A 24,836-nucleotide genomic window follows, 5' to 3' on the forward strand; every position below is an offset into this window, starting at 1 on the left:
GAACGGCCGGCGCTCTGCCCGCCCGAGAGGTCACTGCAGCGCCGGCCCTCTTGTTTCAACCCTTTGCCGGATATTTGCCATGACCAAGCGTTTTCTCGCGACTGCCGCTTTCGTTTTCCTGTCCAGCACCGCTTCCGTTTTCGCAACCGATATTGGCGCGACCGTCGAGACCGCCTGCCCCTTCGGCGATTGCGCCGCTGCAATCTCACTTTCTTATCTCGGTGAATTCGTCATCCCGACCGGTCAGATGGAAAACGGCGTTGAATTCGGCGGCATTTCCGGCCTCGATTTCGATGCCGCCACTGGCCATTACATTGCCATCAGCGACGATCGCTCCGAAAAGGCCCCGGCCCGCTTCTACGATCTTGATATCGATGTCGACGCCGCCGGCCTGAAGGGCGTCACCGTCGTCAAGCATGTCACCTTCCAGGACAAGAACGGCCAGCCTTTTGCCTCGCGCACCGTCGATCCTGAATCCATCCGCTTCGGCAAGGACGGCATTTACTGGGGTAGCGAAGGCGACGCCAAGGCGCTGATCGCCCCCTTCGTGCGCGTCACCTCTCCTGATGGCGCCTTCGTGCGCGAGTTCAAGTTGCCCGACGGTTTTGCACCGACCGCCGACAAGTCGACCGGCATCCGCGACAACCTCGCTTTCGAGGATATCGCAGTGTCTCCATTCGGTGATGTCTTCGTCGGCGTTGAGGCAGCCCTCTATCAGGACGGCCCGAACCCCAGCCTGACGACAGGCAGCCTGTCGCGCATTATCCGCTACGACGGCGCAACCGGGGAGCCGAAGGCTCAGTATGTCTATCCGGTCTCGCCAATCCCGCAGGCCGCCACGAAGGCCGATGGCGGCAACGACAACGGCATGTCGGAAATGATTGCGCTTGATGATCACCGCCTGCTTGCCGTCGAGCGCAGCTATGCCCAGGGCTTCGGCAACAACGTCAAGCTTTTCATGATGGATCTCGACGGCGCGACCGATGTCTCCGCCATCGCCTCGCTTGCCAAGAACGACCAGCGCGTCGTCCCGGCCCGCAAAAGCCAGGTGCTGGATCTGCGCGCCATCGGCCTGACGCCCGACAACATCGAGGCCATGGCAATCGGCAAGGCGAAGGACGGTACTGATGTCCTGATCCTCGGTTCGGACAATAATTTCTCGACCGGCCAGAAGAGTCAGTTCTACGCCTTCAAGATCAACCACCGCCCTCAATAATATCGAGGCGATCGGAAGCTAAAAACAGCCACGCTTTGTATACGCTTTATCCGGGCGGACCTTGAAACCGCCCGGTTCATAGCCCATAAACTAGGACAACAATAAAAAGAGGCGCGCGTGGGTGTGTTTGATCGTCAGAAAACCAATACGGAGCCGCGATGGCTGGGGCCATCGGCGACGATACGTACGCCGCTGATACCCTCCATTTCGGCTGCTCGCTGGCTGCTCGTGCTCGTTGCCGCAGCCGGCGTCTACTTCTTCTACGGCTTCGTGGTGCCGGTGCTTGCAGCCCTCGTCATTGGCTTTGCGAGCTGGCCGCTTTACCGCAAGCTCCTCGCCCGCGTGGGCGGCAATACGACTATTGCCGCGACCATCGCAATCATCCTTATTCTCACCTTCCTCGTCATTCCCATCGGCCTTGCCGTTGCCTACACGACCGGTGAAGTGCGCACCTGGGTTGCCTGGGCGATTCACGCCAACCGCTTCGGGGCGGAAACGCCGCAATGGATCATCGCGCTGCCGTTCGCCGGTCCCTATCTCGATGAGCTCTGGACGAAATATATCGGCAGCCCCGGCGCCATGGGTGAACTCATCCAGGCCGTCAGCGGCGCTCATATCGGCAACATTTACCGCGCGGTTCTGGCGGCGGGCGGCGGCGCCTTCCATCTGCTCCTGACGCTGCTGTTCATGCTGATTGCGCTCTTCTTCGTCTATCGCGACGGCTTCTCCTTCTCAAAGCAGATCGACATGCTGGGCGAGCGCATCCTGCCGAACCGCTGGGAGCGTATTTCCCGCGTCGTGCCTGCCACGATCAGTTCGACCGTCATGGGCATGACGCTGATTGCTATCGGTGAAGGCATCGTGCTCGGCGTCGCCTATTGGATTGCCGGCGTGCCCTCTCCGGTCACGCTTGGCGTGCTGACCGGCGTCATGGCGCTGATCCCGGGTGGCGCGCCTCTCTCCTTCACGCTGGTATCCGTCTATCTGCTCGCCAGCGGTTCGCATGTCGCCGGTATCGGGCTCTTCGTCTGGGGCACGGTCGAACTCTTTATCGTCGACAAGACGCTACGCCCGAAGCTCGTCGGCGGACCGATCAAGCTGCCGTTCCTGCCGACTTTCTTCGGCCTGGTCGGCGGCGTGAAGACGATGGGCTTCCTTGGCCTTTTCATCGGCCCGGTTCTGATGGCGCTCCTGGTCGCTATCTGGCGGGAATGGATACATGAGGTCCGCACCGCCGATACAGGCCCGCAGATCCTCCTCGACGAGCAGGCCCCCCCGGTGCAACGCGCCGCCGAGGGCTGATTTCCCTGTCAGCGAAGGTCGTCAGACAGTCAGCCGTTTTTCCATGAAAAGGCTGAGCGGATCTGGCTGATAGGGGCCGAAGGGCTCGATTTCGATGTATCCGTATTTCTTGTAGAGGCCGATCGCCTCGGGCTGGTAGATGCCGGTTTCCAGACGCACTGCCATAAGCCCTTTCTCCAAGCCAATTTCCTCCAATCGGTCCATCAGCCGGCTTGCGACCTTCAGGCCCCGCGCTTGCGGGTCGACGAACATGCGCTTGATCTCGGCCGTGCCGTCGCCCGCTTCGACCAGCGCGCAGCAGCCCACGATCTCGTCGTCGTTGCGCGCCACGAGGAAGCTCACCGACGGCTTTTCCAGGGTTGAGATATCGACGAGATGGTTGCTCTCGGGCGGATAGAGCGACTGCGCATACGCATCGGAGAGATCAAGAAGGCGGATCACGCCATCCTGGCGCGGCGATTCCAGAGCGATGGTGACAGGCATTTTCTCTCCTATTGCGACGAATGGCGCGAATTTTCCCGGATGACGGGGAGTTAACGTCGCTGCCTTCATTCCGTTGGAATTGTGCTGTCGAAGGTGATGACACGCTCAATAGCCATGGAGGCAATATATGCAAGCCGTCCTCATCGCCATGACGATCCTCGGTTGCGACGATTCCGTCAGCCAATGCAATTATGTGGCCACGGTGGACAAGCACTGGGAAACCGTCGTCGCCTGCGATGCCGAGGCTGAACAACGGCTGAAAAACTACGCCAATGCCAGCTATCCGACGGTCATTGCGGTCTGCGAGGCGCCGAAATCGCTTGCCGCTGCCGAACCGGCCAAGCCGGCACCATCCGCTCCAACAGCGCCCGAGGTCGCCGAACAACAGGATGGTATTGGGGCTTTCATGGACAATATCGCCGAGCGTGTTCGCGCCAATCTGCCTTCCGGCCAGCACGTGAAGAATACCCTGGCGAAGCCATTGCATTTCGTCTCTGCGAGCTATTCCTGGGCCGCTGCTCGCTTTACCGACTAGGCAGCAGCCAGCGACGCATAGACACGGGCCGAGCGGCGCTGCTCGGCCACATGCAGCTTCTCCACCATATCGAGCAGCTCGCCGACGGCATCATGCTGCCCCACCCGGCCGTGGAATTTCTGAAGCAGACGCCCGCAGATGCTGCCGAGCAGCGAGGTCGACGTCTTGCGGGAAGCCTCGCGCCACAGGAACGTCGCTTCCACGAAGATGATGCTGATATCCCGCGGCAGACCTGCCGATTCATAGAGCGCGCGCACGGCATGCATGCGGCCGGTAGCAAGGATTGCGCGTACGCGCCGGTCGCTGCACCCGGACAGATTGACGATGGCGCAAGCGAAGAACTCCACCTTGCCGCAGCAGAGTGCGTGCATGAGGAAGGACGGCGTCAGACGGTCGTTCAGGCGAAGATGTTCGACCAGATCAGGCACTTCGATGAGCGCGATATCGCCGGCAATGGAAACGATTGCCGCTTCGGTCGCTTCACGGCTGATGCGCTGCAGCCTCTGCAGGCCGATTGCCGCCTGCGCGAGCGGCAGGCCGACCAGCGCATTGCTGACATGCTGTGTCAGAAGCTGGCGGGCATCTGCCGGTAGGTCGATGCGGTCCAGAAGCAGGTTTCTGATGTCGCTGACATCGCCAAGCCGTTCGGCAATCCGTTTCAGGGACTGGGTGGAAATCGTGGCGCCGTCGTTTTCCAGGAGGCAGAGAACTTCGTCCTCATCGCCAACCTCGGCAAGTGCTGCGGAAACCGGGCGCGTCACATGGGCGCGTGCCGCAATCAGCATCCGTGTCGTGCCACTGCCGCGTGCTGCGAGATCGACGAGATCGGCGTCGGTCAGGATGGGCGAGCAGGTGACCGCATGGCAGGCGATCTCCGGCTGGTCTTCGGCGAGCGAAAGAATGATGTTGCGCGGTGCATGCGGCGCCCAGGCGATCGCTTCGGCGAGCGCTAAGCGCACACGCGGCGACGGATCGTCGAGCAGATAGGTCATTGCCTTCTCAGCCGCGTCGCGCCGCTCGTCCGACATTTCGCATCTGAGGTAGACGCGTCCGAGGGCATTTGCAGCGGCCGCCCTGTCGGCGGTCTTGGCCGTTTCAGCCCAACGAAGAAATGCCTCTATGATCACGACCACGCCCCAGCACTGAACGCGATTCCTTCGCGTCTCATTCAATACAGCGACGGTAGCCTGAAAAAGTTTATGATTGGTTCACCATATTTGTTAGGGTTTGCGCGGCCTTACGTGGAAACCGTCAGACCTTCGGCCTGAACATCTCGAAGACCTCGCTTCCTTCGCAATAGTCCATATAGCCCATGCGCGCGACCGGGCGCGCCAGCGCCTCATCGAACCGGCCATTGCTGATGATAGCCTCATCGATATGGATGCCGACAACCTGCCCGAAGACGAAGACATTCTCGGTCGGCTCGCCGGACAGCGTCTTCGGCTCGATGATCTCGGTCACCTTGCATTCCAGCACGGCAAAGGCCCCAGCCACATAGGGCGCATCGATCAGTTCGGCCTGCTTCGGTGTCAACCCTGCGAATTCGAATTCGCTCGTTCCGTAAGGTAGCGCGGACGAGGAAAGGTTCATCTTCTCCGCCAGATTACGGCTGACGAAATTGCACGTGAAAACACCGGTCTCCCTGGCATTTCGCTGGCTGTGCTTGTGCCCAATCGACGAAAACATCACCAACTTCGGCTTGTCGGCTACCGCGTTGAAGAAGGAATAGGGCGCAAGATTGAGCGTTCCGTCCCTGCCCTTGCTGCCGATCCAGCCGATCGGGCGTGGTGCCACGATCGCCTTGAAGGGATCATGCGCCAGCCCGTGCCGATTGGTGTCCGTCGTATAGAACATCAGTCTTCCCCGCCGACCCAGGTGACCGTTTCGGTCAGTTCAGGGCGCGGACGCTCGACGGGCGGAAAGGTCGTCGAACCGATATGGATGAAGCCGGCAACCTTTTCTCCCGGCTGGACGCCGAGCAGCGGATAGGCGCGCTCGTCGAAGGCGAACCATTCCGTCAGCCAGTTGGCGACATAGCCGTGCGCATTGGCGGCCAGGATGACATTGAGGCATAGCGCGCCCGCCGACATGATCTGCTCCCATTCCGGGATTTTGAAATGCGGGCCAGCCTTGCTGACGATGCCGACAATGACGGGCGCACGGGTAAAGCGCGTACGCTCCACCTGGATCATTTCCTCGGACAGATCGGGTTTTGCTTCGAGGGCAAGCTTCAGCAGTTCGTCGCCAAGCCGCACGCGTTCCTCGCCGCGATAGACAATGAAGCGCCAGGGGGCGAGCTTGCCGTGATCGGGAACGCGTGAAGCAAGGCGCAGGATTTCTTCGATTTCCGGCTTCTCCGGTCCAGGTTCGCACATCTGGAACGCGGGGATGGAGCGGCGCACGGAGAGGTAATCGATCAGCTTGATATCGGATTTCATGCGGGGGAAACTCTCATTTGTATGCAGAGGGAGGCCGGAGGTCTTGAATTTGCCACGGCATTGGTCTTGAAGTGGACTTTGCGATTTCAGAAGTCAATCGGTTCACGAACAGGATGTCTGGCATTTTGCCTTTTGCACGGATCGGCCTTGCTCTTGCCCTGATGCTGACGCCGTTTGGCGCTGCCGCCCAGGATGCCTTCAAGGAATTCAAGCAGCTTGAATCCACGCCCAAAATGCCGAAGCTCAACGCGTTCATCGCGCCGGGCGCGGCTCAGGAAGGCGTGCGCCTGCGTGATGTCTCGCTGGAAGCCAAATTGACGGCCGATGGCGCGCCGGTTGAAGACGGGCTTTCCTGGTATGTATTCAGCCCTGTTGCCGGAAATGACGGCAAGCTGCCGCTGATCGCCAGTTCTCGTGGCGGCACTGCGGCCTTCCAGCTCGCTGCCGGAGATTATTTCGTCAATGTTTCCTTCGGCCGCGCCGGCGTCACCAAGAAGCTGACGGTGCCGGATGATGGCGAGGTCGATAAACAGGTCATGGTTCTCGATGCCGGCGGGTTGCTGCTCAATGCCGTCTCCGGCTCCGACGTCCGTATTCGCCCGGATCAGCTGAGCTTCTCGATCTATTCCGCCGAGGTGCGCGACGATGGCGAACGCGGCCTTGTCATGGCCGATGTGCCGCCGAATACGGTCGTGCGTCTCAACGCCGGCACCTATCATGTCGTTTCCGAATACGGCGACGTGAACGCGAGCATCCGGGCCGACATCCAGGTGGAGGCGGGCAAGCTCACCGAAGCGACGATCCAGCACAGGGCGGCACAGATCAATTTCAAGCTGGTTTCGGAAACCGGTGGCGAAGCGATAGCCGATACGGCCTGGTCGATCCTGACGGCAGCAGGCGACAGCGTCGGCGAAAGCGTGAGCGCCTTTCCGACCATGGTCCTGTCCGAAGGTGAGTATACGGCGGTCGCCCGCAACAAGGACAAGATCTATCAGCGTGACTTCACCGTCGCTGCCGGCGTCAATACCGATGTCGAAGTGCTGATGAAGAACCAGCAGGCCCAGCAGCCGATTGCCCCGGCTGCGACAGCCTTATCCCCGGGACCGGCCGCCGCCGGGCCGAAGGGCGTGCCGCAGCCCGGCGGTGAGATTCCGCCGCAGCCGGCTTTGCCGTCTTATGAGGATCTTCAAAACGGCGATGGCGCCAGCCTCGACTGACGTCGCCGCATCCGAACGATCGGGAAATTTCAGCTTGCGCGCTTGAGGAAGGCTTTCTTCTTCGGCGCCATCGAGAAGACGGCGTCAAAGAGGCGGACGAGCAGATCCTTGCGGTCGCTGCCGCTGCTCAATTCTTCCCAGGACAATACCCTGCCGACATGCGCCGTGATCGTGCTGCCTGAGAGACGGCGAAATTCGCGGATCAGCAGCGACAGACGCAGCGTCATCGAAACCCGGCTGGCGAGATGGAAGAGCCGGCCGTTCTGGCCCTCAAAATAGATCGGCAGCACGCTGGCGCGCGCCGCCTGGATGAGCTTGGCCGGGAACATTTTCCAAGGCAGGTCCTCGGCGCGGCCGAAACCCTTCTTTGCTGTAGCGACACCACCGGCCGGAAACACCACGATGGTCGTACCTTCCTTCAGCAGGCGGACAGCCTCGTGACGGCTCTTCATGTTCATTGCCATCGCTTCCTTTGTCTCCTCGAAGGAGATCGGTAGCGAGTAAGGGGCCATTTCCGGCACCTTCAGGAGATCATTGTGGATCAGCACCCGGAACGGGCGGCCAAGCTGTTCGGCAAGCGCCAGCACCGCAATGCCGTCGCCGATGCCGAAGGGATGGTTCGCAACGATGACGATGGGCTCGGTCGGCACCGGCTCAAGCGGCCAGTTGCCCTTCACCTCGACTTCCACATTGATGAGATCGAGCATCTTGCCGAAGACGCGATCGCTCTTGCCGACGATGTCGCGGCGCCAGATGTCGTAGAGCCGTACGTAACGGTCACGGCCGGAAAGGCCCTCGATGGAGCGGATCAGCCAACGCTTCAGGCGCGGATCCCGTTCGTTCGCGTAGGAAAGCTCTTTGAAGCGCACTCTAATGCCTGCCGGGATAAACCCGTCCCCTGTTTTGTGGCGGCTATATTACTGTTGCATGTCAGATTTCTGACAGCGCCGGACAGATCGATGCCGGGCGCTGTCATTGTCCAAGAAGGCAGTTTCAGGCTGCTTTGGCCTTCTTTGCCTCGAGCTTACGACGGATATCGGGCGCAGTTGCCTCCAGGGCAAGGCTTTCGATCGCCGAATCCAGCGACATCGACGTTTGCTCCTGGCTGCCGAGCCGGCGGATATTGACCGTGCGCTCTTCCGCTTCCTTCTTGCCGCAGACGATGATGACGGGAACTTTCGTAACGGAATGTTCGCGGATCTTGTAGTTGATCTTCTCGTTACGGAAGTCGGTCTCGACATGCAGACCGGCGTCGCGGAGCGCATCGGCCACTTCCTGGCCGTAAGCATCGGCTTCCGAAGTGATCGTGGCGACGACGACCTGCAGCGGCGAGACCCACAGCGGCAGATGGCCGGCGAAGTTCTCGATCAGGATGCCGAGGAAGCGTTCCATCGAGCCGCAGATGGCGCGATGGATCATCACCGGCTGCGTCTTCTCCGAATTGCTGTCGATATAGAAGGCGCCGAAACGTTCCGGCAGGTTGAAGTCGACCTGCGTCGTGCCGCATTGCCATTCACGGCCGATGGCGTCCTTCAGCGTATATTCGAACTTCGGGCCGTAGAACGCGCCCTCGCCCGGCAGAATGCCGGTCTTGATGCGTCCTTCGGACTGCGCCTCGATCGTCTTCAACACATCGGTCATCACGGCTTCCGCCCGATCCCACAGCGCATCGGAGCCGACGCGCTTTTCCGGACGGGTGGAGAGCTTGACGACGATTTCCTTGAAGCCGAAGTCTTCGTAGACCGACAGGATCAGATCGTTGATCTTAAGGCATTCGGCGGCCATCTGCTCGTCGGTGCAGAAGATGTGCGCGTCGTCCTGCGTGAAGCCGCGCACGCGCATCAGGCCGTGCAACGCGCCTGAAGGTTCGTAGCGATGCACGAGACCGAATTCGGCGAGACGGATCGGCAGCTCGCGATAGGACTTTAAGCCATGCTTGAAGATCTGCACGTGGCCGGGGCAGTTCATCGGCTTCAGAGCAAAGACGCGGTTATCCGCTTCCTTGTCTTCCGGATGCGTCATCGCATGCGCCGATTTCACGGCGAACATGTTTTCCTGATACCAGCCCCAGTGCCCCGACGTTTCCCAGAGCGCGGTGTCGAGAACCTGCGGCGCGTTGACTTCTTCATAGTCGACGGCGAGCCGGCGACGCATGTAGGAGACCAGCGACTGGAAGATGCGCCAGCCCTTGCCATGCCAGAAGACGACGCCCGGGCCCTCTTCCTGGAAATGGAACAGGTCCATTTCGCGGCCGAGCTTGCGGTGGTCGCGCTTTTCAGCCTCGGCCAGCATATGCAGGTAGTTGTCGAGATCGGCCTGGTCAGCCCATGCCGTGCCGTAGATGCGCGACAGCATGGCGTTGTTGCTGTCACCGCGCCAATAGGCGCCGGCAACCTTCATCAGCTTGAAGGCGCTGCCGATCTGGCCGGTGGAGGCCATGTGCGGACCACGACAAAGGTCGAACCATTCGCCCTGATTGTAGATCTTCAGATCCTGGCCTGCAGGGATCGCGTCGACGAGTTCGACCTTGTACTGCTCGCCCTTGGCGGCAAACACTTCCTTGGCCTTCTCGCGCGACCAGATCTGCTTGGTGAAGGGCGCATTGCGGGCAATGATCTCCTTCATCTTCTTTTCGATCTTCGGCAGATCGTCGGGTGTGAACGGTTCGTTCTTGGCGAAATCGTAATAGAAGCCGTTCTCGATGACCGGGCCGATCGTCACCTGCGTGCCGGGCCACAGTTCCTGCACGGCTTCTGCCATCACGTGCGCAGCGTCATGCCGGATAAGCTCCAGCGCGCGCGGGTCCTTGCGCGTGACAATCTCAATCTTGCCGTCGGTCACGGCATCGGAAAGGTCTTGCACGGTACCGTCGATCGCAATGGCGACGGCGCTCTTGGCAAGCGATTTGGAAATGGATTCTGCGACATCCTTGCCGGTCGCGCCAGCCGGGAAGCTGCGCACCGAACCATCGGGAAATGTCAGGGAAACGGATTGGGACATTCAAATTCTCCTTGTCCAGTCCCGCCAACGAATGCGGGTGGTTGAAACGGAAGCGTCATCTGCTCGGGATGCCGCTGCCGCCTGATACTGATATTTGGTGTCTGAGTAAAGGAAAAGCGAGACACTTCCGACGCAGAGACGGGAGGGAGCGCCTATCCGCCATAGCTATTCTTATAGTTCTTGAGGGCCGATTTCAGAGGCTGATCGATCTCATCGTCCATGGGGCCATCGTAGAGACCGCGTCGCGACAGGCTTCTTTTCAGCGCCGTGCGCGTGAAGGGCGAAAACGATTTCAGCTCATCGGCAATCTGTCCGTCGCCCTGCCGGATTGCCAGAAGGATGTTCTCCGCTGCATTATCGGAGCTGAAAGTCACGTCATAAGCATAGGCAAGTCGATAGGCGGCTCTTTTGTAGCCCATGTCTGCCGCTCGCAGATACCATTTGATGGCTTCCTGCCGGTTGACGTCAGTGCCTAGCCCATCATCGTAGAACCGCCCAAGCGCGAACATGCCCTCGGCCGAATTGAGTTCGGCTGATTTCTTGTAATAGTTGAAAGCGATCGCTTGATCCTGATCCTTGCCGCTTTCGTAGTACCACGCGAGATTGAGGGCACCGGCCGCAGATCCGGCGTCGGCCGCCTTCTGATACCAGTCGCGAGCGATGGTCTGGTTCTCTTCCGTGGCGATGCCATTCTGATAATAGTAGCCGACGGCATTCATGGCGTCGGGGTATTGCTTGAAGGCTGCCATCATGAACCAGCTGAGCGCCTTGGAGCGGTCAATGGGCACGCCCTGCCCATACTCGTACATATCGCCCAGGGAATATTGTGCTTTCGCATTGCCGTTGGCGCCGGCCTTCGTCAACCATTCGAGGGCCTTGCCATAGTCCTTCTGGTTTCCATCCGCTAGGCGATAGAGTGTCCCGAGCCTATACATCGCGTCGGCGGATTTCTTGTTGGCTGCAGCTTCGTACCATTCGATCGCTTTGGCATAGTCACGGGCGACCCCATCGCCATCCTCATATTTGATCCCGAGCAGGATCATCGCCGTAGCGTTGCCGGCGGCGGCACCCTTTTCCAGATAGTCGGTCGACTTGCCGTCGTCCCGCGGCAGTGTGGCATCATTGGCGTACATGTCACCAAGCTCGACAAAGGCCTCGGCATATCCGTTCTCTGCCGCGACCTTGAACCAGTGCACCGCCTCTCTGGAATCCTGGGTTGTCCCCTCGCCTCTGCCATATAAAAGCCCGACGGAATATTGCGCCTTGGCCGAGCCACTTTCCGCCGCCTTGAGATACCAGACAAAGGATTTTTTGACGTCGGCCGTCGTCCCGGCGCCGCTATAGAAGCAGTCGGCGACCTCGATAAATGCCTCGGTATCTCCCGCGTCAGCCGCTTTATGGAACCATTCGAAGGCTTTTACCGCATCCTTTGGGAGGCCGTTACCCTTTTCATAGGAATAGGCGAGCGCCCGCATGGCATAGGTGTCGCTGTACGCCGCAGCTTTTTCCAGCCATTTTACGCCAGTCGCGATGTCGCGGGGGCCGCCTATTCCGAAATAGAGCGCGTCGCCGAAACGCCGGGCGCCGGCAGTACTTCCAAGCTTGGCAGCTCTCTCATACCAGATGCGCGCTTCACTTTCGTCCGCCAGCACACCGTTGCCGCCCTCGTAGAGCATGCCCACATACGCCATGGCAGAGGCGTCGCCACGACCGGCAGCTTCCTTCAGCCAATACATGGCCTCGCCATAGCGCCGATCAGGCATATTAAGAAACAACATGCCCTTGCCATAGTATGCGGCCAGCGTTCCCAGTCCTATTGCTTCATCCAGCAGGCTTTCGGCCTTGGCGAAGTCGCGCGGCAACTCCTTGCCCGCGATATAGACATCCGCCAGCTGTTTCATGGCATCGCCGTCACCAAGCGCGACCGCTTTCTCAAGCAGTTCCACGGCAGTCTTTTTCTGGATTTTGTCGCCGTCTCTCAAATAGTATCGCGCAAGCCTTCTCATACCTTCGACAGAGCCGCTTCGTACCATTTCGTCGAACATGGCGACGGCGCGCGTAACGTTCTTCTCCGTGCCGATGCCCCTGGCGGAAAGATACGCCAACTCCGCTGCTGCGACATCGTTGCCTTGCTGCGCCGCTATGGAAAGCAGCTCGAAACCTCGCTTGGGGTTGATTGGAACGCCAGCCCCGTCAATATAAAGCCACGCAAGCGAACGTTTGGCAGGGATGTAGCCGAGTTCATCTGCAAGCTCGAAATAGAAGCGCGCCGTCGCGAAATCCTGAGCAACACCCCACCCCAGCCTATACATCTCTCCCAGATATTCGGCCGAGCGCGCGTCACCGGTTTTCCATGCCTTTCTCAACCAGGACAACGCCACGTCGAAGTCTTGCTGGCGCCCTTTGCCGTTCGCATAAGCGGTCGCAAGATAGACCATCGAGGGCGCGTGCCCCTGTGCCGCCAGGGCTTCGAAACCGGCAAGCGCCGGCTCGTATTGCTGAAGGTTGAACTGGCTGGCGAGCGTGAAATAACGAGCATCCCTAGAGTCGGGGGCCGCCTTTAAATAGGTCTGGCAGGCGGCAAGCGCGTCCCGCCAATGGGCGAGATAAGCGACATCGACGTCGTCCCCTGCCAGACGGCGGCACTCGGCCCAGGTGGTGTCGGTCACATTTGCAGCGTGTGCCGAAAAGCTGGCGATGGAGCAGGCAAGAAAGAGCGACGCGGTCGCGAAATATTGAAAGAGTTTCATGAGCGCAAAATTTGAAAAACGGGGCGGGAAACACAGTGATATCCCCAAGTTTTTCAACTGCAAGTATATTTTTTTGCCGAGAGGCGAAAAGCGCGGGTAGCGTGCTCTTCAGGCGGCGCCTAGACCACCATTTCAAAAAGGCCGCGCACGGTGTTCCAGTTGCGCATCGTGCCGACGCCCATGCGCTTGGTCGTGAGCGCCGAAAGCAGTTTCGACTGGCTCGGCTTGCCGTGAAAATCGATCCAGAGATCGCAGCCGACCAGCTTCATTCGTTGTCCCTCGACAAGAAGCTGCTTCAGTGCCTCCACCTTTTCCGGGTCGATCGGCAGGCGGTTGACGCGCACGATCACCTGATCCCCGATACCGTCCTTGAACGGATTGGCACCGCAGAGCGCCATCCAGGTGCAGTCGCTGCGCACGATAATGTCGACATGCTTGCCGAACTTTTCTTCAAAAGCCTCTTCCAACTGCTCTTCGACCTCGTGCGGCCGCATTCCGTCCGCCTCGAAAACCAGGTTGCCGGTGGACACAAGCGTGCGCGGGTCGTGATAGCCGAGTTCTTTGGCGAGCGCGCGCAGATCTTCCATGATGACGCGTCGCTCGGAGGTGAGGACGATGCTGTGCAGAAGTGCGATGAAGGTACACATCTTATGCCTCCTTCCGCCCAAGGGCGAAATAACGCCAGGGCGTGAACCAGCGGAAACGGGATGCGAGAATGTCCGGCACCGGGTCGAGGCCGCTTGTGCCGCCGGGGCCGCATCGGCCGACGCGGAAAAGCGTCATCCAGCCGCCGGCCCACAGCCCGTGGCGCGCAACCGCCTCGTAGCCATATTCGGAACAGGTCGGGATATGCCGGCAGGAATTGCCGATGAAGCCTGAGAGTGTCAACTGGTAGAGACGGATCAGCGCCATGCCAAGCAGGCGGTCCGGCGTCTTGCGGAACGGACCCCGGTAGTTGCGCGAGAATGTTTTCTGCGGGTCGGCGCGAGGCTTCGGGGCGGCGGCACCGCCCTCGTCCTCCTCCTCACGTAGCAGACAGAATTCGCACATGGCTCACGCCTCGACGGTTTCAGCGCGTCTTGCCTCTATCTGTCCGATGGCGTCCACGACGGCATCGAAGGTCAGCATGGTGGAGGCGTGACGCGCCTTGTAATCACGCACGGGAAGAAGATAGCGCATGTCGGCGAACCGTCCATCCGGACCTTCGCCATCTTCTTTCAGCATGGCGAGCATATCCTGGCGCGCCTTGCGCACTTCGCCCGATGTCGCGCCGACGACATGGCGGGCCATGATCGAGGAGGACGCCTGCCCGAGCGCACAGGCCTTCACGTCATGCGAAAAGGCGCTGATCGTATCGCCATCCATTTTCAGCCAGATGCGCACTTTCGAACCGCACAGCCTCGAATGCGCCTGGGCGCTCGCATCCGCGTCGTCAAGCGTGCCGGTCAGCGTGATATTGCCGGCAAATTCGAGGATTTTGCTGTTATAGATGTCGTCCATGACGGATTTGGCTCCAAAAACGCCTAAAAGCGACGCTAATTCCTATGTGATTGTCGTGTAAACAAAAAACACACAGTCAAACGACAGCATACTTACATACCGGGGTCGTCTTCCTATATGTATGTCGTTCGAGGGTCATCGAAATGCAATGGCCCCGAACAACTTTGATTGGAGAACCAATACGTTTGCCAATCGGGTTTGACTGGGAAACCGTGCCGGAAGGGTTCGAGAAAACGAGCCTGGAAAGCCCCGGAACCTGCCAAAGGTGCAAGAATTCCCGCTTGGGGTACCAGTGGCTAGTCCGACTACGGTCCGCGTTGCGGGCAGGAGAGCATTGAATATGGACGCCATCGTCAAGAATTTTCCGCATACCGTCCACGAATCCGATCGCCCTTCCCAGCAGGAAGCAGAGGACGCAGTGCGCGTCCTGTTGCGCTGGGCCGGTGACGACCCGTCGCGTGAGGGCCTGCTGGATACGCCTGCCCGTGTTGCCAAATCCTATCGCGAGCTCTTCGCCGGTTACGAGATGAGCCCGGAAGACGTGCTCGGCCGGACCTTCGAGGAGGTTGCCGGTTATGACGACATGGTGCTGGTGAAGGACATCCCCTTCTTCTCCCACTGCGAGCATCACATGGTGCCGATCATCGGCAAGGCGCATGTCGCCTATATGCCTGACGGCCGCGTGCTCGGCCTTTCCAAAATTGCTCGTGTCGTCGAAATCTACGGCCGCCGCCTGCAGACGCAGGAAACGATGACTTCGCAGATCGCCAAGGCCATCGACGAAACGCTCCGTCCGCGCGGCGTCGCCGTCATGATCGAGGCCGAACATATGTGCATGGCCATGCGCGGCGTTCAGAAGCAGGGCTCGACCACATTGACGACAACCTTTACAGGAACGTTCAAGACTGAGCCGGCCGATCAGGTCCGATTCATGACAATGGTAAGGGGCCGCTGAGACCGGCTCCCTCAGGAGGGCCGCGATGAGTGAACTGATTTTCAATCAGCCATCGGACGATAAATCCGAGCTGGAGGACGCTGGCGATTTCACGCCGCGCTTCGACGATCGCGGCCTGATCACAGCCATCGTCACCGATGCCGGCGACGGCGAACTGCTGATGGTCGCCCACATGAATGCCAATGCGCTGGCGCTGACCATCCAGACCGGCATCGCCCACTACTTCAGCCGCTCGCGCGGCAAGATCTGGAAGAAGGGCGAAACCTCGGGCAACCTCCAGACTGTCAAGGAAATCCGCACCGATTGCGATCAGGACGCCATCTGGCTGAAGGTCGAGGTCGCCGGTCATGACGCGACCTGTCACACCGGCCGCCGCTCCTGCTTCTACCGCACCATCACCCTGGAGGATGGAAAGCCCATGCTGACCATTGTCGATGACGACCTGCATTTCGATCCCAAGGATGTGTACGGAAAATAGACCGAATCCCCGTCACCTGCCCCTTATTGCGACGCAAGTCGGTTCCATATACCCTTTGGAAAGGGTTCGGGGCTGTTAATGGGAACCCGAGTGTTCTGCCGGGAGGGAGGAACGCCATGCTGGGCTGGAATATGCATCGTCAAAGCGCCGAGGGCGGAGGTTCTGCCACAACAGCGCTCCAGGATACGGCAATTCCCCCAGTCGAAACCCCCTCAGAAAAGAAAGCAAAGCTTGCCCTGGCACTCGGCGGCGGCGCCGCGCGGGGCTGGGCGCATATCGGCGTATTGCGTGCGCTCGACGAAGCCGGCATCGAGATCGGCATGATCGCCGGCACCTCGATCGGCGCGCTCGTCGGCGGCTGCTATCTCGCCGGCAAACTCGACGAGCTGGAAAGTTTCGCCCGTTCGCTCACCATGCGCCGCATAGCAAGCCTTCTCGACCTGACGATCGGTGGCTCCGGTCTCTTCGGTGGCATGCGCCTGACCAAGCGCATGCAGGAGCATCTGGAAGGCCTGACGATCGAGGAGCTCGACCGGCCCTTCGTTGCCGTCGCAGCTGAGGTCAACACGGGCCACGAAGTCTGGATCGCCAATGGCTCGCTGATCACGGCGATCCGTGCCTCCTACGCCCTGCCCGGCATTTTCGAGCCGGTGCGCAGCAATAACCGCACTTTGGTCGACGGCGCGCTCGTCAATCCCGTGCCGGTTTCCGTCTGCCGCAGCTACGAGCAACCGCTCGTCGTCGCCGTCAATCTCAATTATGATCTCTACGGCCGCTCCGCCGTCGTCCGCCACAATGCCAGCCTCTCGCCCGCCGAAGTGCAGCAGCAGAAGCAGGCTCCCTATTCCGCGCGTATGGGCATGACCGGCGTCATGGTGCAGGCCTTCAACATCATCCAGGATCGGATCGCGCGGGCCCGGCTTGCCGGCGACCCGCCGGACATTTCACTGCAGCCGCGCCTGTCGGACATCGGCCTGTCGGAGTTCCATCGTGCGGGGGAAGCCATCGAACGTGGCTATGAAGAAGCCCGGGCAAGGCTGCCCGAGCTGCAGCGAATGCAGGAACTCTACGCCAGGCACCCGTAGTGCCCGGTGCGAAGCCTTATTCCCTTAACTAGCAATATAAGCCTTGATCTCTTCGGCTTCGCGCTCGACTTCGGCGATGCGTGATTTCACGACGTCACCGATCGAAATGATGCCGGCAAGCTTGCCGTTGGCTTCCACGGGAATGTGGCGGAAACGCTTGCTGGTCATCAGCTCCATGAGCTCGTTGACCGAGGTCTGCTCGTTGCAGCGAAAGACCTTCGAGGTCATGACGGAAGAAAGCGTCTGATCGAGCCCGTCCTTGCCGGACTTGGCGATGACATGCACGAGATCGCGCTCGGTGAACATGCCGGAAATCTTGTTCTCCATGCCGACGACGACGATCGCGCCGATCTTCTTCTTACTGAGAATCGCAGCAGCTTCCGAAACCGTTGTATTCGGCCCGGTAGTGACGACGTCACGACCCTTCAGATCGAGTATTGCTTTGACGGAACTGGCCATATGGACCTCCTATGGAGAAAGTGAAACACTTCTCGGAAACACAGGTTCCGCGGCGGTCTCTCCTCCCATCGCGGAGATCAATGGTGCACTCGTTGGGTCAGGATTGCAACTCGTCGTCCGGCCAAGCCTGTTGGAAATTCTCCTGCGGCGGCTTCCGGTCGAAGAGCGCAAAAAGGAAGAAGCCGAAGACGAAACCGCCGATATGCGCATCCCAGGCAATCTCCTGGCTGCCATCGCCGACGAGCGGAATGCCGACGGCGATAAGCGCGTTGCCGACCAGCCAGAGCAGCATGAAGATGATCACCGTGCGGCTCTGCATTGCCTGCAGCACCGACAGTTGCGGATTGAGATGCGCGGGACGAACCATCTGTCGCCCGGAGGGAAAGGCAAAGCGGCAGGCCGCGCCCATGAGGCCGGAGACGACACCGGATGCACCGATGAGCAGTCCATCGCTGCCCCAGTTCAGCGCTGCATGCAGCGCCGCCGAAGCGATGGCGGAAAGAATCCAGAAGATGATGAAGCGGAACGTGCCGATGCGGCGAACGACCGGCGCGCCGAAGGCCATCAGCCAAAGGCCGTTGAAGACGATGTGCTCGACGCTTCCGTGCAGCAGCGAATAGGTGACCGGCGTCCAGTAGAGCTGCGGCCCCTGCTCAGCAAGTGAAATGGCATAGCGCAGCGGAATGAAGCCGAAATTCAACTGAAACCAGTAAAGCCCGTCCCGAGACAGCAGCGACTGCCCGGCATAGATCAGGATCAGAAGCAGGAGCGTGGCAAACAGCGCGGGCGGAAGATTGAAAACCGGCTGGCGCGGCGGCCTGGCCGGCGGTTCGGGCTGCATAGGCTGGAATGCCTGATCAGGCCCGGACGTCTGTTCGTTCATGCTCATCTCGCCTCGTTGCAGGCCACAGCCATACAGGAGCCGGCTTCAAAAAAAAAGCCGTCCGGAACTGGCCGGACGGCTCGCCTGGGTTCCCCGAAGGATGGCCCCTCCCCTGGCAGTCTTGTGCAGAACTTCACTGTTTGAAGTGATGGAGAGACGGTCTCACGACAGGCCTAGGCGCTCAAGCGAAACCCTTCCTTAACCTTAACTCGCCGGATTTGGCATGAAATCCGCAAGGTAGAAGGTGAAGGGGCGAAAACCGCCCGCCAATGAACCGAAATGAGACATTGCCATGCGCCTTCAGATCACGATCGACATTTTCGACTACTGGAATGCTCTGCGCGGCGGGCGCGATGCGCCGCTGAAATCGCAGATCGAGCCTGGCGCGATCCCACATCTCCTGTCGAGCCTCTTCATTCTGGAGACGGAGGAAGACCGGCATATCCGCTTCCGTCTCGCAGGCACGAAAATCTGCGATCTCTTCGGCCGTGATCTGCGCGGCGAGCGTTTCTCCGCCCTCTGGGCCAACGGCCAGCACGAGGATATCGAAAAGACAGCGCAGGGCGTCATGGCGCACGCCATCCCGACGCTTTTCAACGCGACGGGCTACAGCACCGCCGGCCATCACGCGGCCTTCGAAATCATCATGATGCCGCTGCGTTCGCCGGAGGGCGGCTGCGACCGGCTCCTCGGCGCCATCGCGCCTGCGGCCGCCGCAAGCTGGCTGGAGATCGTACCGCTCGAGCTGCTCGCGCTTGATCGCAGCCGCCTGCTGCACGACAAGTTCGGCCGCACGGTCGAGGCGGAACCGCGCCGTCCCGTCGAGATCGCCGTGGAAAAACAGGCCACGTTCGGCCAGGCCATGCTGCGTGTCATGTCGCATTTCCTGCATGGAGCAGCCGCTCGCTGACTGTTGCGTTTTGGGTCGCCGCCCCTAGTACTTTAGAGTTAGGCGCTGCTTGTTTCCACAACCTTCTGTTAAGGGATTGCGGGTAAGGATTGGGCTCTGCGATTTCATAAAGAAGCCCTTTGATGCACTCGTTCCAGCCCGCTCAGACGCACCGACCTGCGCCGCGCCCAGAACAGGGAGTGTTTCAGCGCGTGCCCATCAATATGCAGGGCCGCCTGATGCTTGCGAGCTACGAAGAATTCGAATGCATGGTGATCGATATGTCGCCCGGCGACATGTATGTCACCTGCGCCGGCCGCCCGCGCGCCAATGAACGTGTCGTCGCCTATATCGACCACCTCGGCCGCGTCGAAGGTCATGTGCAGACAGTCGACATGCGTGGCTTCACGATGTCGATCAACGCCACCGAACGCAAGCGCGAGAAGCTTGCCGCCCAGCTCACCTGGCTTGCCAACAAGCACGAGCTCGGCCTGCCGGAAGATCGCCGTCACGATCGTCTGACCCCGCGCGAGACCAAGACCGAACTCATGCTGGAGGACGGCACGCGCTACATGTGCCGCATCATGGACCTGTCGCTTTCCGGCGCCGCCGTCGATGTCGAAGTGCGCCCGACGCTCGGCACGCCCGTTCGTCTCGGTAACATGCGCGGTCGCGTCGTTCGTCATTTCTCGGAAGGCGTTGCGATCGAATTCCTGTCAGTCCAGTCGCGCGAGACGCTCCGCGAATTTCTCTAGAGCAATTCCAGAAAAAGTGCGCTGCGGTTTTTCGTCCGGAATTGCGCCAAACCAAAAAGCAATTCCAGAAAAAGTGCGCTGCGGTTTTTCGTCCGGTTTCGGGCCTGTCAGCCTGCGGCACGGCAGATCCGTCATCTATCCGTCACAGACTTGAAGGATACAGCGCGCCTCAACCAAGGCACGGTCATGTCAGTCCTCTTTCCCGAAATCGAACCGCATGAACATGGCTTGCTCGACACCGGTGACGGCAACCTCGTCTATTGGGAAGCTTGCGGCAATCCGTCGGGCAAGCCCGCGCTCGTCCTGCATGGCGGACCGGGGTCCGGCTGCTCGACAACGGCACGACGCTATTTCGATCCTTCGGTCTACCGCATCATCCTCTTCGATCAGCGCAATTGCGGACGTAGCCTGCCGAACGCCGCCGACGCCGCAACAGACCTCTCGCGAAACACGACTGCCCATCTCATCGAGGACATAGAGCAGCTGCGCAGCCTCTTCGGCGTGGAAAAGTGGACGATCTTCGGAAACTCCTGGGGCTCGACGCTGGCGCTCGCCTATGCGCAAACCCACCCCGCCCATGTCAACGGCGTCGTCATTTCGGGCGTTACGACGACGCGCCGCTCCGAAATCGACTGGCTCTATCGCGGTATGGCGCCGCTCTTCCCCGAGGAATGGCACAGGTTCGGCGAGGTGCTGCCGCCGGCGTTGCGTAGCAGCGATCGGGTGAGCGCCTACCATCAACTGCTCAATCATCCCGAGGAACAGGTGAGGCTGCAGGCCGCGCACGACTGGCATGAATGGGAAGCTGCCACGATCCTGCTTGCCGACCCCGCTGGCCTGCCCCGGCGCTGGTCCGATCCGCTCTATCGTCTGGCACGTGCCCGTATCATCACACACTATTTCCTCGAGGGCGCCTGGCTCGAGGACGGCATACTCCTGAAGAATGCCGGGCGTCTCGCAGGCATTCCTGGCGTCCTGATCCACGGACGTTTCGACATAGAGGCACCACTTGTCACCGCATGGGAACTTGCGCGCGCATGGCCCGGTGTCGAGCTCGTGGTGCTGCCGAAGGCCGCCCATTCCACCGAAAACGCTGATATTGCCGCCGCGATCGTGGCTGCGACGAACAGGTTTCGTGATCTCTGACGAAATTATTTTTTCGGCGGCACATCCGGACATGAGCCGGAATCGGCTTTTGGAGAAGCGATTCAGCCCATTTGGGAACTGCGGCCGGATTTGCCCCAACTACCGCTCCCGCCACAGGCCGCCGCAGAAATTTATCCGGCTTACCAGATATTGTTAACGGCCTGCCCGGTTTTCGGTCATTTCCGGTCCAAAAGTCTTTTTCCTAAACCTTCAATTTTAATCGAATTTGCGACGAATGCGTCTTTAATTTTAGTCGTATTCGAGATGGATTTAATTCAATTTCGCTGCGTATTTGAATCAACTAAGCCATTAATTTGATTGCGTAATTTTGCGTGAGATAAAAACGTCCGTGTCATTGTCGTCCTCATAACGGGGAGACGATAATGTCAATTCGAAATCTACTGAAGAGCGGCCTTCTGGCCGTCGGCATGATAGCGGCAATGGCGGGCGCAGGACAGGCATCACCCGCCAGCATGACGCTTGCAGGCAATGCGAGCCCGCCAATCGGGCACTATGAATTCTGCCAGGCCAATCCGAAAGAATGCGCCTATGCCGGCGGCGATGCCGGCCCTGCGATCCTTACCGAGGATCGCTGGAAAAAAATCCTTGAGATCAACTATACCGTCAATTCCACCATCCAGCCGATGACGGACATGGAGATCTATGGTGTCGAGGAGCGCTGGGCCTATCCGAAGACCGCTGGCGACTGTGAGGACTTCGCGCTCCTGAAGCGGAAGATGCTGATCGACGCCGGCTTCTCTCCGTCCGATACGCTGATGACCGTCGTGCTGCAGCCGAATGGTGAGGGCCATGCTGTGCTGACGGTGCGTACCGACCACGGCGACTTCATTCTCGACAACATGCGCAACAAGGTGCTGCTTTGGTCGGATACCGAATACACCTACCTGAAGCGCCAGTCCGCCGATGATCCGGCCCGCTGGACGAAGCTGCAGGACGGCCGCGCCGTCGCAGTCGGCAGCGTGAAGTAACAGGCATACCGGCTCCGGTCAGTCCCCGCATCCCCGTCCCGACCGGCGCCCAGAGCCGTTCCCGCTGTCCCGGGAACGGCTCGCTTCTTTTGTGGCGCTTCCTTTTGGTTGAGTTAACGACCCGTTAACTCCCGCTATTCCATCATCTCCCCGAGATTCATCACCGGCACCGACGACTCGCGTTCTTCTTACGGCGGCCCGATATCCGAGGAAGACGATGAGCCATTCCGCCGCGGGCCATCCTGCCGAGCAACCCCTTCTCTCGACCCGGTTCCTGGTTCGTGTCACCGCGACGATTGCGGTTCTGGCGCTGCTGACGGTTGCGATCAGCATTGCCGGTCGCTGGTTCGGTCGTCACATCTCGCTTGCCGGCAATACGGAAAACACCGATGGGATCACACTCACCATCGGCCGCGATACGATCGGCCTGCCCGCCAACACGATTCGCTTCCCCAGCGAACGGCATGACGGCGCCGCCGAACGGGTCGATCTTTACCTCGCCTGGCCGGAAATGCAGGGCTACAGCAAGGAAACGCGCCAGCGTTTCGACGACATCGCCCAATCGTCAGGCCTGATTTTCCTGCAGATCACGCAAGGCACGATGTCACGGGACATGTCGGGCCGGCTGGAACCGATCTATTCGCATCTGATGGATGGCGCCGCCGAACCTTTCGCGCATGGCCTGACGCTGCACCGCCTGCGGGCCGATGCCGGTTACAACGGTGAGATATTGCTGACCGCATCGCGTGAAGGGGCTGCAGATTATGTGGTTCGCTGTGTCTTGCCCTCGTCTGCCGAAGTCGCGACCAGCGGCGATTGCCAGCGCGATATCAAGGTCGGCAAAGATTTAAGTGTGCTTTACCGGTTCTCAAGTCGTCATTTGGCCGACTGGGACCATATTGATGCCGCGATCAGGACCTTTGTGGAAACCCGGCTTGTGAGCCGGTCTGCAACACCCCGCTAAAATCCCCGCAAATGTCTGAAGAAACGATTCATCATAAACGGATTGGTAACGCTGAACCGGTAGTTTTCCAAGACAGCCGGTTACGCAGTAGGGGGTGCGTGGCCCGCCGAACATCCGAAATGCAAGCGAAGAGTGGAATAGTGTCAAGGTCAATTTCCTCCGTATCATCGCCGTGGTCTGCCGGTTTCCTCGCAAAGGTGCTGACGATCCTTTCGATGGCTATCGCGATCGTCGCGGTCGACTCGGTCAATGCCGAAGCGGAAGCTGCAAATCCGAAGTATGCCGGCATCGTCGTCGATGCCCGGACGGGAAATGTTCTCTACAGCGAGAATGCCGACCGTCTGCAGTATCCAGCGTCGCTCACGAAGATGATGACGCTCTACATGACCTTCGAGGCACTCGAGCAAGGCCGTATCCGCCTCGATACGCCCGTCCCCTTCTCTGCTCACGCATCCGCTCAGGCGCCGACCAAGCTCGGTGTGCGCGCCGGCGGCACGATTACTGTCGAACAGGGTATCCTCGGTCTCGTGACGTTGTCTGCCAATGACGCGGCGACCGCGCTCGGTGAAATGCTCGGCGGCTCGGAAGATCGTTTCGCCCAGATGATGACGGCCAAGGCGCATGCGCTCGGCATGACGCGCACGACCTATCGCAATGCCAACGGCCTGCCGAATACCGCGCAGATGACGACGGCCCGCGATCAGGCTCGCCTCGGCATCGCTCTTCGGCAGCATTTCCCGCAATATTACGGCTACTTCAATACGCGCGCCTTCAAGTTCGGCAATCGCGTCATTCGCAGCCATAACCGCCTCGTCGGCTCGGTCCGCGGCGTCGATGGCATCAAGACCGGTTATACCCGCGCTGCCGGCTTCAATCTGGTCAGTTCCCTGCAGGTCGACGGCAAGTCGATCGTCGGCGTGGTTCTGGGCGGTGCCTCCACCCCTGCCCGCGACTCGCAGATGCGCAGGCTGCTCGATGCCTATCTGCCAAAGGCCGCCGCCAGCGGCGGCACGCTCGTCGCACAGTCGAAGCAGATGCCCGAGATGATCGAAACGCCCGCTCCGGTTTCTCCTGCCAAGGTTGCCCAGGTCGCGGAAAAGAAAACAATCCCGGCCAATCAGCCGCCAGTCGCGGCAGCCGCTGCCGATCTCGGTCTGCCGCACAAGGGGCCGCTTCCGGATAGCCGTTATCAGACTGCAAGCACCGAAGTTGCCTATGCGGAAACCGCCGCACCGAAGACAGGCAATCCCTTGCTGGCGCAGCCGATGCCGTCTCCGACCAAGGTAAAGACCGTCGCGATCAAGCAGCAGCAGGCCTCCGCCGCCGTCCCGACGCCGGCAGCTGCCTATGTGCCGCCGGAACAGGGTGACACCTCTGTCGACGAATTGACGACGGCCTCCACCAAGGCTGCCCCTGCAAAGGACGTTGCCGCCAAGGAAGTGCCGCAGCCGTCCGGCTGGGTCGTCCAGATCGGTGTCTCTTCCAGCCGGGAAATGGCGATGGACCTTCTGGCAAGCGCCAAGGCCAAGGGTGGCAAGGCGCTGAACTCCGCTAAGCCTTTCGCCGTCGCCTATGCCAGCGGAGCCGATCAGGTCTACCGCGCCCGTTTCGGCGGTTTCGACGACCAGCGTGATGCCGTCAATGCCTGCAAGGCCCTCAAAAAGGCCGGCGTGAAGTGCTGGGCGGCCGCACAATGAGATATCTGGCGCTGCCTGTCACTGACTTGGCGGCGCTCCCGCCTGCCGGCTGCGATGTTCGCGCCGCCGGCAGTCTATCCTAGTCGATTTGTATT

25 protein-coding genes are annotated in these 24,836 nt (G+C 60.1%); 13 read left to right on the plus strand and 12 right to left on the minus strand.

The window, feature by feature from the left end; genetic code table 11:
- The first annotated feature begins 79 nt into the window (after window positions 1-79).
- Window positions 80-1,216, plus strand: coding sequence for an esterase-like activity of phytase family protein (locus FHT93_RS01855; RefSeq protein ID WP_183845958.1), 1,137 nt, complete (start codon window positions 80-82; stop codon window positions 1,214-1,216).
- Between the two features lie 117 nt (window positions 1,217-1,333).
- On the plus strand, window positions 1,334-2,518 hold the full coding sequence (locus tag FHT93_RS01860) for an AI-2E family transporter (RefSeq protein WP_112547663.1): 1,185 nt from the start codon (window positions 1,334-1,336) through the stop codon (window positions 2,516-2,518).
- Between the two features lie 21 nt (window positions 2,519-2,539).
- Here FHT93_RS01860 and FHT93_RS01865 read toward each other — a convergent pair whose 3' ends face one another.
- Window positions 2,540-3,001: a GNAT family N-acetyltransferase gene (locus FHT93_RS01865; RefSeq protein WP_183845959.1), complete on the minus strand. Its 462-nt coding sequence runs from the start codon at window positions 2,999-3,001 to the stop codon at window positions 2,540-2,542.
- A 127-nt stretch (window positions 3,002-3,128) separates the two neighbouring features.
- On the opposite strand from FHT93_RS01865, the gene FHT93_RS01870 reads away from it, so the two are divergent.
- Window positions 3,129-3,536 carry a hypothetical protein gene (locus FHT93_RS01870; RefSeq protein WP_183845960.1) on the plus strand — a complete coding sequence of 136 codons (408 nt, stop codon included), beginning with the start codon at window positions 3,129-3,131 and terminating at the stop codon, window positions 3,534-3,536.
- Here FHT93_RS01870 and FHT93_RS01875 read toward each other — a convergent pair.
- The 3 genes from FHT93_RS01875 to FHT93_RS01885 all read right to left on the minus strand — a co-directional run bounded on the left by FHT93_RS01875 (window position 3,533) and on the right by FHT93_RS01885 (window position 5,974).
- Complete coding sequence (locus FHT93_RS01875) at window positions 3,533-4,663, minus strand: DUF2336 domain-containing protein (protein WP_183845961.1); 1,131 nt, start codon at window positions 4,661-4,663, stop codon at window positions 3,533-3,535. The genes FHT93_RS01870 and FHT93_RS01875 overlap by 4 nt on opposite strands.
- A 124-nt stretch (window positions 4,664-4,787) precedes the next feature.
- Window positions 4,788-5,390, minus strand: a complete 603-nt coding sequence (locus FHT93_RS01880; protein ID WP_183845962.1) for a flavin reductase family protein — start codon at window positions 5,388-5,390, stop codon at window positions 4,788-4,790.
- Window positions 5,390-5,974, minus strand: a complete 585-nt coding sequence (locus tag FHT93_RS01885) for a nitroreductase (protein WP_113117057.1) — start codon at window positions 5,972-5,974, stop codon at window positions 5,390-5,392. The genes FHT93_RS01880 and FHT93_RS01885 overlap by 1 nt, the downstream gene beginning before the upstream one ends.
- A 113-nt stretch (window positions 5,975-6,087) precedes the next feature.
- Here FHT93_RS01885 and FHT93_RS01890 point away from each other — a divergent pair, with 113 nt between their 5' ends.
- Window positions 6,088-7,191, plus strand: coding sequence for a hypothetical protein (locus FHT93_RS01890; protein WP_112547668.1), 1,104 nt, complete (start codon window positions 6,088-6,090; stop codon window positions 7,189-7,191).
- Window positions 7,192-7,220: 29 nt separating this feature from the next.
- On the opposite strand, the gene FHT93_RS01895 is transcribed toward FHT93_RS01890, so the two are convergent.
- The 6 genes from FHT93_RS01895 to FHT93_RS01920 all read right to left on the minus strand — a co-directional run bounded on the left by FHT93_RS01895 (window position 7,221) and on the right by FHT93_RS01920 (window position 14,441).
- Complete coding sequence (locus FHT93_RS01895; RefSeq protein WP_112547669.1) at window positions 7,221-8,060, minus strand: lysophospholipid acyltransferase family protein; 840 nt, start codon at window positions 8,058-8,060, stop codon at window positions 7,221-7,223.
- Window positions 8,061-8,184: 124 nt separating this feature from the next.
- Window positions 8,185-10,191, minus strand: coding sequence for a threonine--tRNA ligase (thrS, locus tag FHT93_RS01900; protein WP_112968151.1), 2,007 nt, complete (start codon window positions 10,189-10,191; stop codon window positions 8,185-8,187).
- A gap of 152 nt (window positions 10,192-10,343) precedes the next feature.
- Entirely contained in the window at window positions 10,344-12,941 is a 2,598-nt protein-coding gene (locus FHT93_RS01905) for an SEL1-like repeat protein (protein ID WP_183845963.1), read from the minus strand.
- A 119-nt stretch (window positions 12,942-13,060) separates the two neighbouring features.
- Complete coding sequence (locus tag FHT93_RS01910; protein WP_112968153.1) at window positions 13,061-13,588, minus strand: DUF1697 domain-containing protein; 528 nt, start codon at window positions 13,586-13,588, stop codon at window positions 13,061-13,063.
- A 1-nt stretch (window position 13,589) separates the two neighbouring features.
- Complete coding sequence (gene yidD / locus FHT93_RS01915) at window positions 13,590-13,991, minus strand: membrane protein insertion efficiency factor YidD (RefSeq protein WP_183845964.1); 402 nt, start codon at window positions 13,989-13,991, stop codon at window positions 13,590-13,592.
- 3 nt (window positions 13,992-13,994) lie between these two features.
- Window positions 13,995-14,441: an iron-sulfur cluster assembly scaffold protein gene (locus FHT93_RS01920; RefSeq protein ID WP_183845965.1), complete on the minus strand. Its 447-nt coding sequence runs from the start codon at window positions 14,439-14,441 to the stop codon at window positions 13,995-13,997.
- A 340-nt stretch (window positions 14,442-14,781) separates the two neighbouring features.
- On the opposite strand from FHT93_RS01920, the gene folE reads away from it, so the two are divergent.
- The 3 genes from folE to FHT93_RS01935 all read left to right on the plus strand — a co-directional run bounded on the left by folE (window position 14,782) and on the right by FHT93_RS01935 (window position 16,959).
- A complete protein-coding gene (gene folE / locus FHT93_RS01925) occupies window positions 14,782-15,396 on the plus strand; it encodes a GTP cyclohydrolase I FolE (RefSeq protein WP_029869256.1) in 615 nt (204 codons plus the stop codon).
- Window positions 15,397-15,421: 25 nt separating this feature from the next.
- The gene (hisI, locus tag FHT93_RS01930) at window positions 15,422-15,874 is read left to right on the plus strand and encodes a phosphoribosyl-AMP cyclohydrolase (RefSeq protein WP_029869255.1); all 453 of its coding nucleotides are present in this window, start codon (window positions 15,422-15,424) and stop codon (window positions 15,872-15,874) included.
- Window positions 15,875-15,990: 116 nt separating this feature from the next.
- A complete protein-coding gene (locus FHT93_RS01935; RefSeq protein ID WP_029869208.1) occupies window positions 15,991-16,959 on the plus strand; it encodes a patatin-like phospholipase family protein in 969 nt (322 codons plus the stop codon).
- Between the two features lie 24 nt (window positions 16,960-16,983).
- On the opposite strand, the gene FHT93_RS01940 is transcribed toward FHT93_RS01935, so the two are convergent.
- Complete coding sequence (locus FHT93_RS01940; protein WP_029869207.1) at window positions 16,984-17,418, minus strand: CBS domain-containing protein; 435 nt, start codon at window positions 17,416-17,418, stop codon at window positions 16,984-16,986.
- A 97-nt stretch (window positions 17,419-17,515) separates the two neighbouring features.
- A complete protein-coding gene (locus tag FHT93_RS01945) occupies window positions 17,516-18,301 on the minus strand; it encodes a rhomboid family intramembrane serine protease (RefSeq protein WP_183845966.1) in 786 nt (261 codons plus the stop codon).
- Window positions 18,302-18,593: 292 nt separating this feature from the next.
- On the opposite strand from FHT93_RS01945, the gene FHT93_RS01950 reads away from it, so the two are divergent.
- From FHT93_RS01950 to FHT93_RS01975, 6 genes are all read left to right on the plus strand, one after another.
- A complete protein-coding gene (locus FHT93_RS01950; protein ID WP_113015872.1) occupies window positions 18,594-19,211 on the plus strand; it encodes a PAS domain-containing protein in 618 nt (205 codons plus the stop codon).
- 122 nt (window positions 19,212-19,333) lie between these two features.
- Entirely contained in the window at window positions 19,334-19,945 is a 612-nt protein-coding gene (locus FHT93_RS01955; protein ID WP_113015871.1) for a PilZ domain-containing protein, read from the plus strand.
- Between the two features lie 186 nt (window positions 19,946-20,131).
- Window positions 20,132-21,091 carry a prolyl aminopeptidase gene (pip, locus tag FHT93_RS01960; RefSeq protein WP_183845967.1) on the plus strand — a complete coding sequence of 320 codons (960 nt, stop codon included), beginning with the start codon at window positions 20,132-20,134 and terminating at the stop codon, window positions 21,089-21,091.
- Between the two features lie 383 nt (window positions 21,092-21,474).
- Complete coding sequence (locus tag FHT93_RS01965) at window positions 21,475-22,080, plus strand: transglutaminase-like cysteine peptidase (RefSeq protein ID WP_113117052.1); 606 nt, start codon at window positions 21,475-21,477, stop codon at window positions 22,078-22,080.
- 217 nt (window positions 22,081-22,297) lie between these two features.
- Entirely contained in the window at window positions 22,298-23,044 is a 747-nt protein-coding gene (locus FHT93_RS01970) for a hypothetical protein (RefSeq protein ID WP_183845968.1), read from the plus strand.
- 119 nt (window positions 23,045-23,163) lie between these two features.
- On the plus strand, window positions 23,164-24,741 hold the full coding sequence (locus FHT93_RS01975) for a D-alanyl-D-alanine carboxypeptidase (RefSeq protein WP_113117051.1): 1,578 nt from the start codon (window positions 23,164-23,166) through the stop codon (window positions 24,739-24,741).
- The last annotated feature ends 95 nt before the right edge of the window (window positions 24,742-24,836 follow it).

This window comes from Rhizobium sp. BK379 (assembly GCF_014193955.1).
GTDB lineage: Bacteria > Pseudomonadota > Alphaproteobacteria > Rhizobiales > Rhizobiaceae > Rhizobium.

What these genes read in the sequence shown, in the direction of transcription:
- FHT93_RS01910 (WP_112968153.1), bottom strand. Translation starts at nt 13,588, where the DNA reads ATGTGTACCTTCATCGCACTTCTGCACAGCATCGTCCTCACCTCCGAG.
- FHT93_RS01905 (WP_183845963.1), bottom strand. Translation starts at nt 12,941, where the DNA reads ATGAAACTCTTTCAATATTTCGCGACCGCGTCGCTCTTTCTTGCCTGC.
- FHT93_RS01940 (WP_029869207.1), bottom strand. Translation starts at nt 17,418, where the DNA reads ATGGCCAGTTCCGTCAAAGCAATACTCGATCTGAAGGGTCGTGACGTC.
- FHT93_RS01920 (WP_183845965.1), bottom strand. Translation starts at nt 14,441, where the DNA reads ATGGACGACATCTATAACAGCAAAATCCTCGAATTTGCCGGCAATATC.
- FHT93_RS01870 (WP_183845960.1), top strand. Translation starts at nt 3,129, where the DNA reads ATGCAAGCCGTCCTCATCGCCATGACGATCCTCGGTTGCGACGATTCC.
- pip (WP_183845967.1), top strand. Translation starts at nt 20,132, where the DNA reads ATGTCAGTCCTCTTTCCCGAAATCGAACCGCATGAACATGGCTTGCTC.
- FHT93_RS01855 (WP_183845958.1), top strand. Translation starts at nt 80, where the DNA reads ATGACCAAGCGTTTTCTCGCGACTGCCGCTTTCGTTTTCCTGTCCAGC.
- folE (WP_029869256.1), top strand. Translation starts at nt 14,782, where the DNA reads ATGGACGCCATCGTCAAGAATTTTCCGCATACCGTCCACGAATCCGAT.
- FHT93_RS01965 (WP_113117052.1), top strand. Translation starts at nt 21,475, where the DNA reads ATGTCAATTCGAAATCTACTGAAGAGCGGCCTTCTGGCCGTCGGCATG.
- thrS (WP_112968151.1), bottom strand. Translation starts at nt 10,191, where the DNA reads ATGTCCCAATCCGTTTCCCTGACATTTCCCGATGGTTCGGTGCGCAGC.
- FHT93_RS01970 (WP_183845968.1), top strand. Translation starts at nt 22,298, where the DNA reads ATGAGCCATTCCGCCGCGGGCCATCCTGCCGAGCAACCCCTTCTCTCG.
- yidD (WP_183845964.1), bottom strand. Translation starts at nt 13,991, where the DNA reads ATGTGCGAATTCTGTCTGCTACGTGAGGAGGAGGACGAGGGCGGTGCC.
- FHT93_RS01955 (WP_113015871.1), top strand. Translation starts at nt 19,334, where the DNA reads ATGCACTCGTTCCAGCCCGCTCAGACGCACCGACCTGCGCCGCGCCCA.
- FHT93_RS01865 (WP_183845959.1), bottom strand. Translation starts at nt 3,001, where the DNA reads ATGCCTGTCACCATCGCTCTGGAATCGCCGCGCCAGGATGGCGTGATC.
- FHT93_RS01885 (WP_113117057.1), bottom strand. Translation starts at nt 5,974, where the DNA reads ATGAAATCCGATATCAAGCTGATCGATTACCTCTCCGTGCGCCGCTCC.
- hisI (WP_029869255.1), top strand. Translation starts at nt 15,422, where the DNA reads ATGAGTGAACTGATTTTCAATCAGCCATCGGACGATAAATCCGAGCTG.
- FHT93_RS01935 (WP_029869208.1), top strand. Translation starts at nt 15,991, where the DNA reads ATGCTGGGCTGGAATATGCATCGTCAAAGCGCCGAGGGCGGAGGTTCT.
- FHT93_RS01890 (WP_112547668.1), top strand. Translation starts at nt 6,088, where the DNA reads ATGTCTGGCATTTTGCCTTTTGCACGGATCGGCCTTGCTCTTGCCCTG.
- FHT93_RS01880 (WP_183845962.1), bottom strand. Translation starts at nt 5,390, where the DNA reads ATGTTCTATACGACGGACACCAATCGGCACGGGCTGGCGCATGATCCC.
- FHT93_RS01975 (WP_113117051.1), top strand. Translation starts at nt 23,164, where the DNA reads ATGCAAGCGAAGAGTGGAATAGTGTCAAGGTCAATTTCCTCCGTATCA.
- FHT93_RS01950 (WP_113015872.1), top strand. Translation starts at nt 18,594, where the DNA reads ATGCGCCTTCAGATCACGATCGACATTTTCGACTACTGGAATGCTCTG.
- FHT93_RS01945 (WP_183845966.1), bottom strand. Translation starts at nt 18,301, where the DNA reads ATGAACGAACAGACGTCCGGGCCTGATCAGGCATTCCAGCCTATGCAG.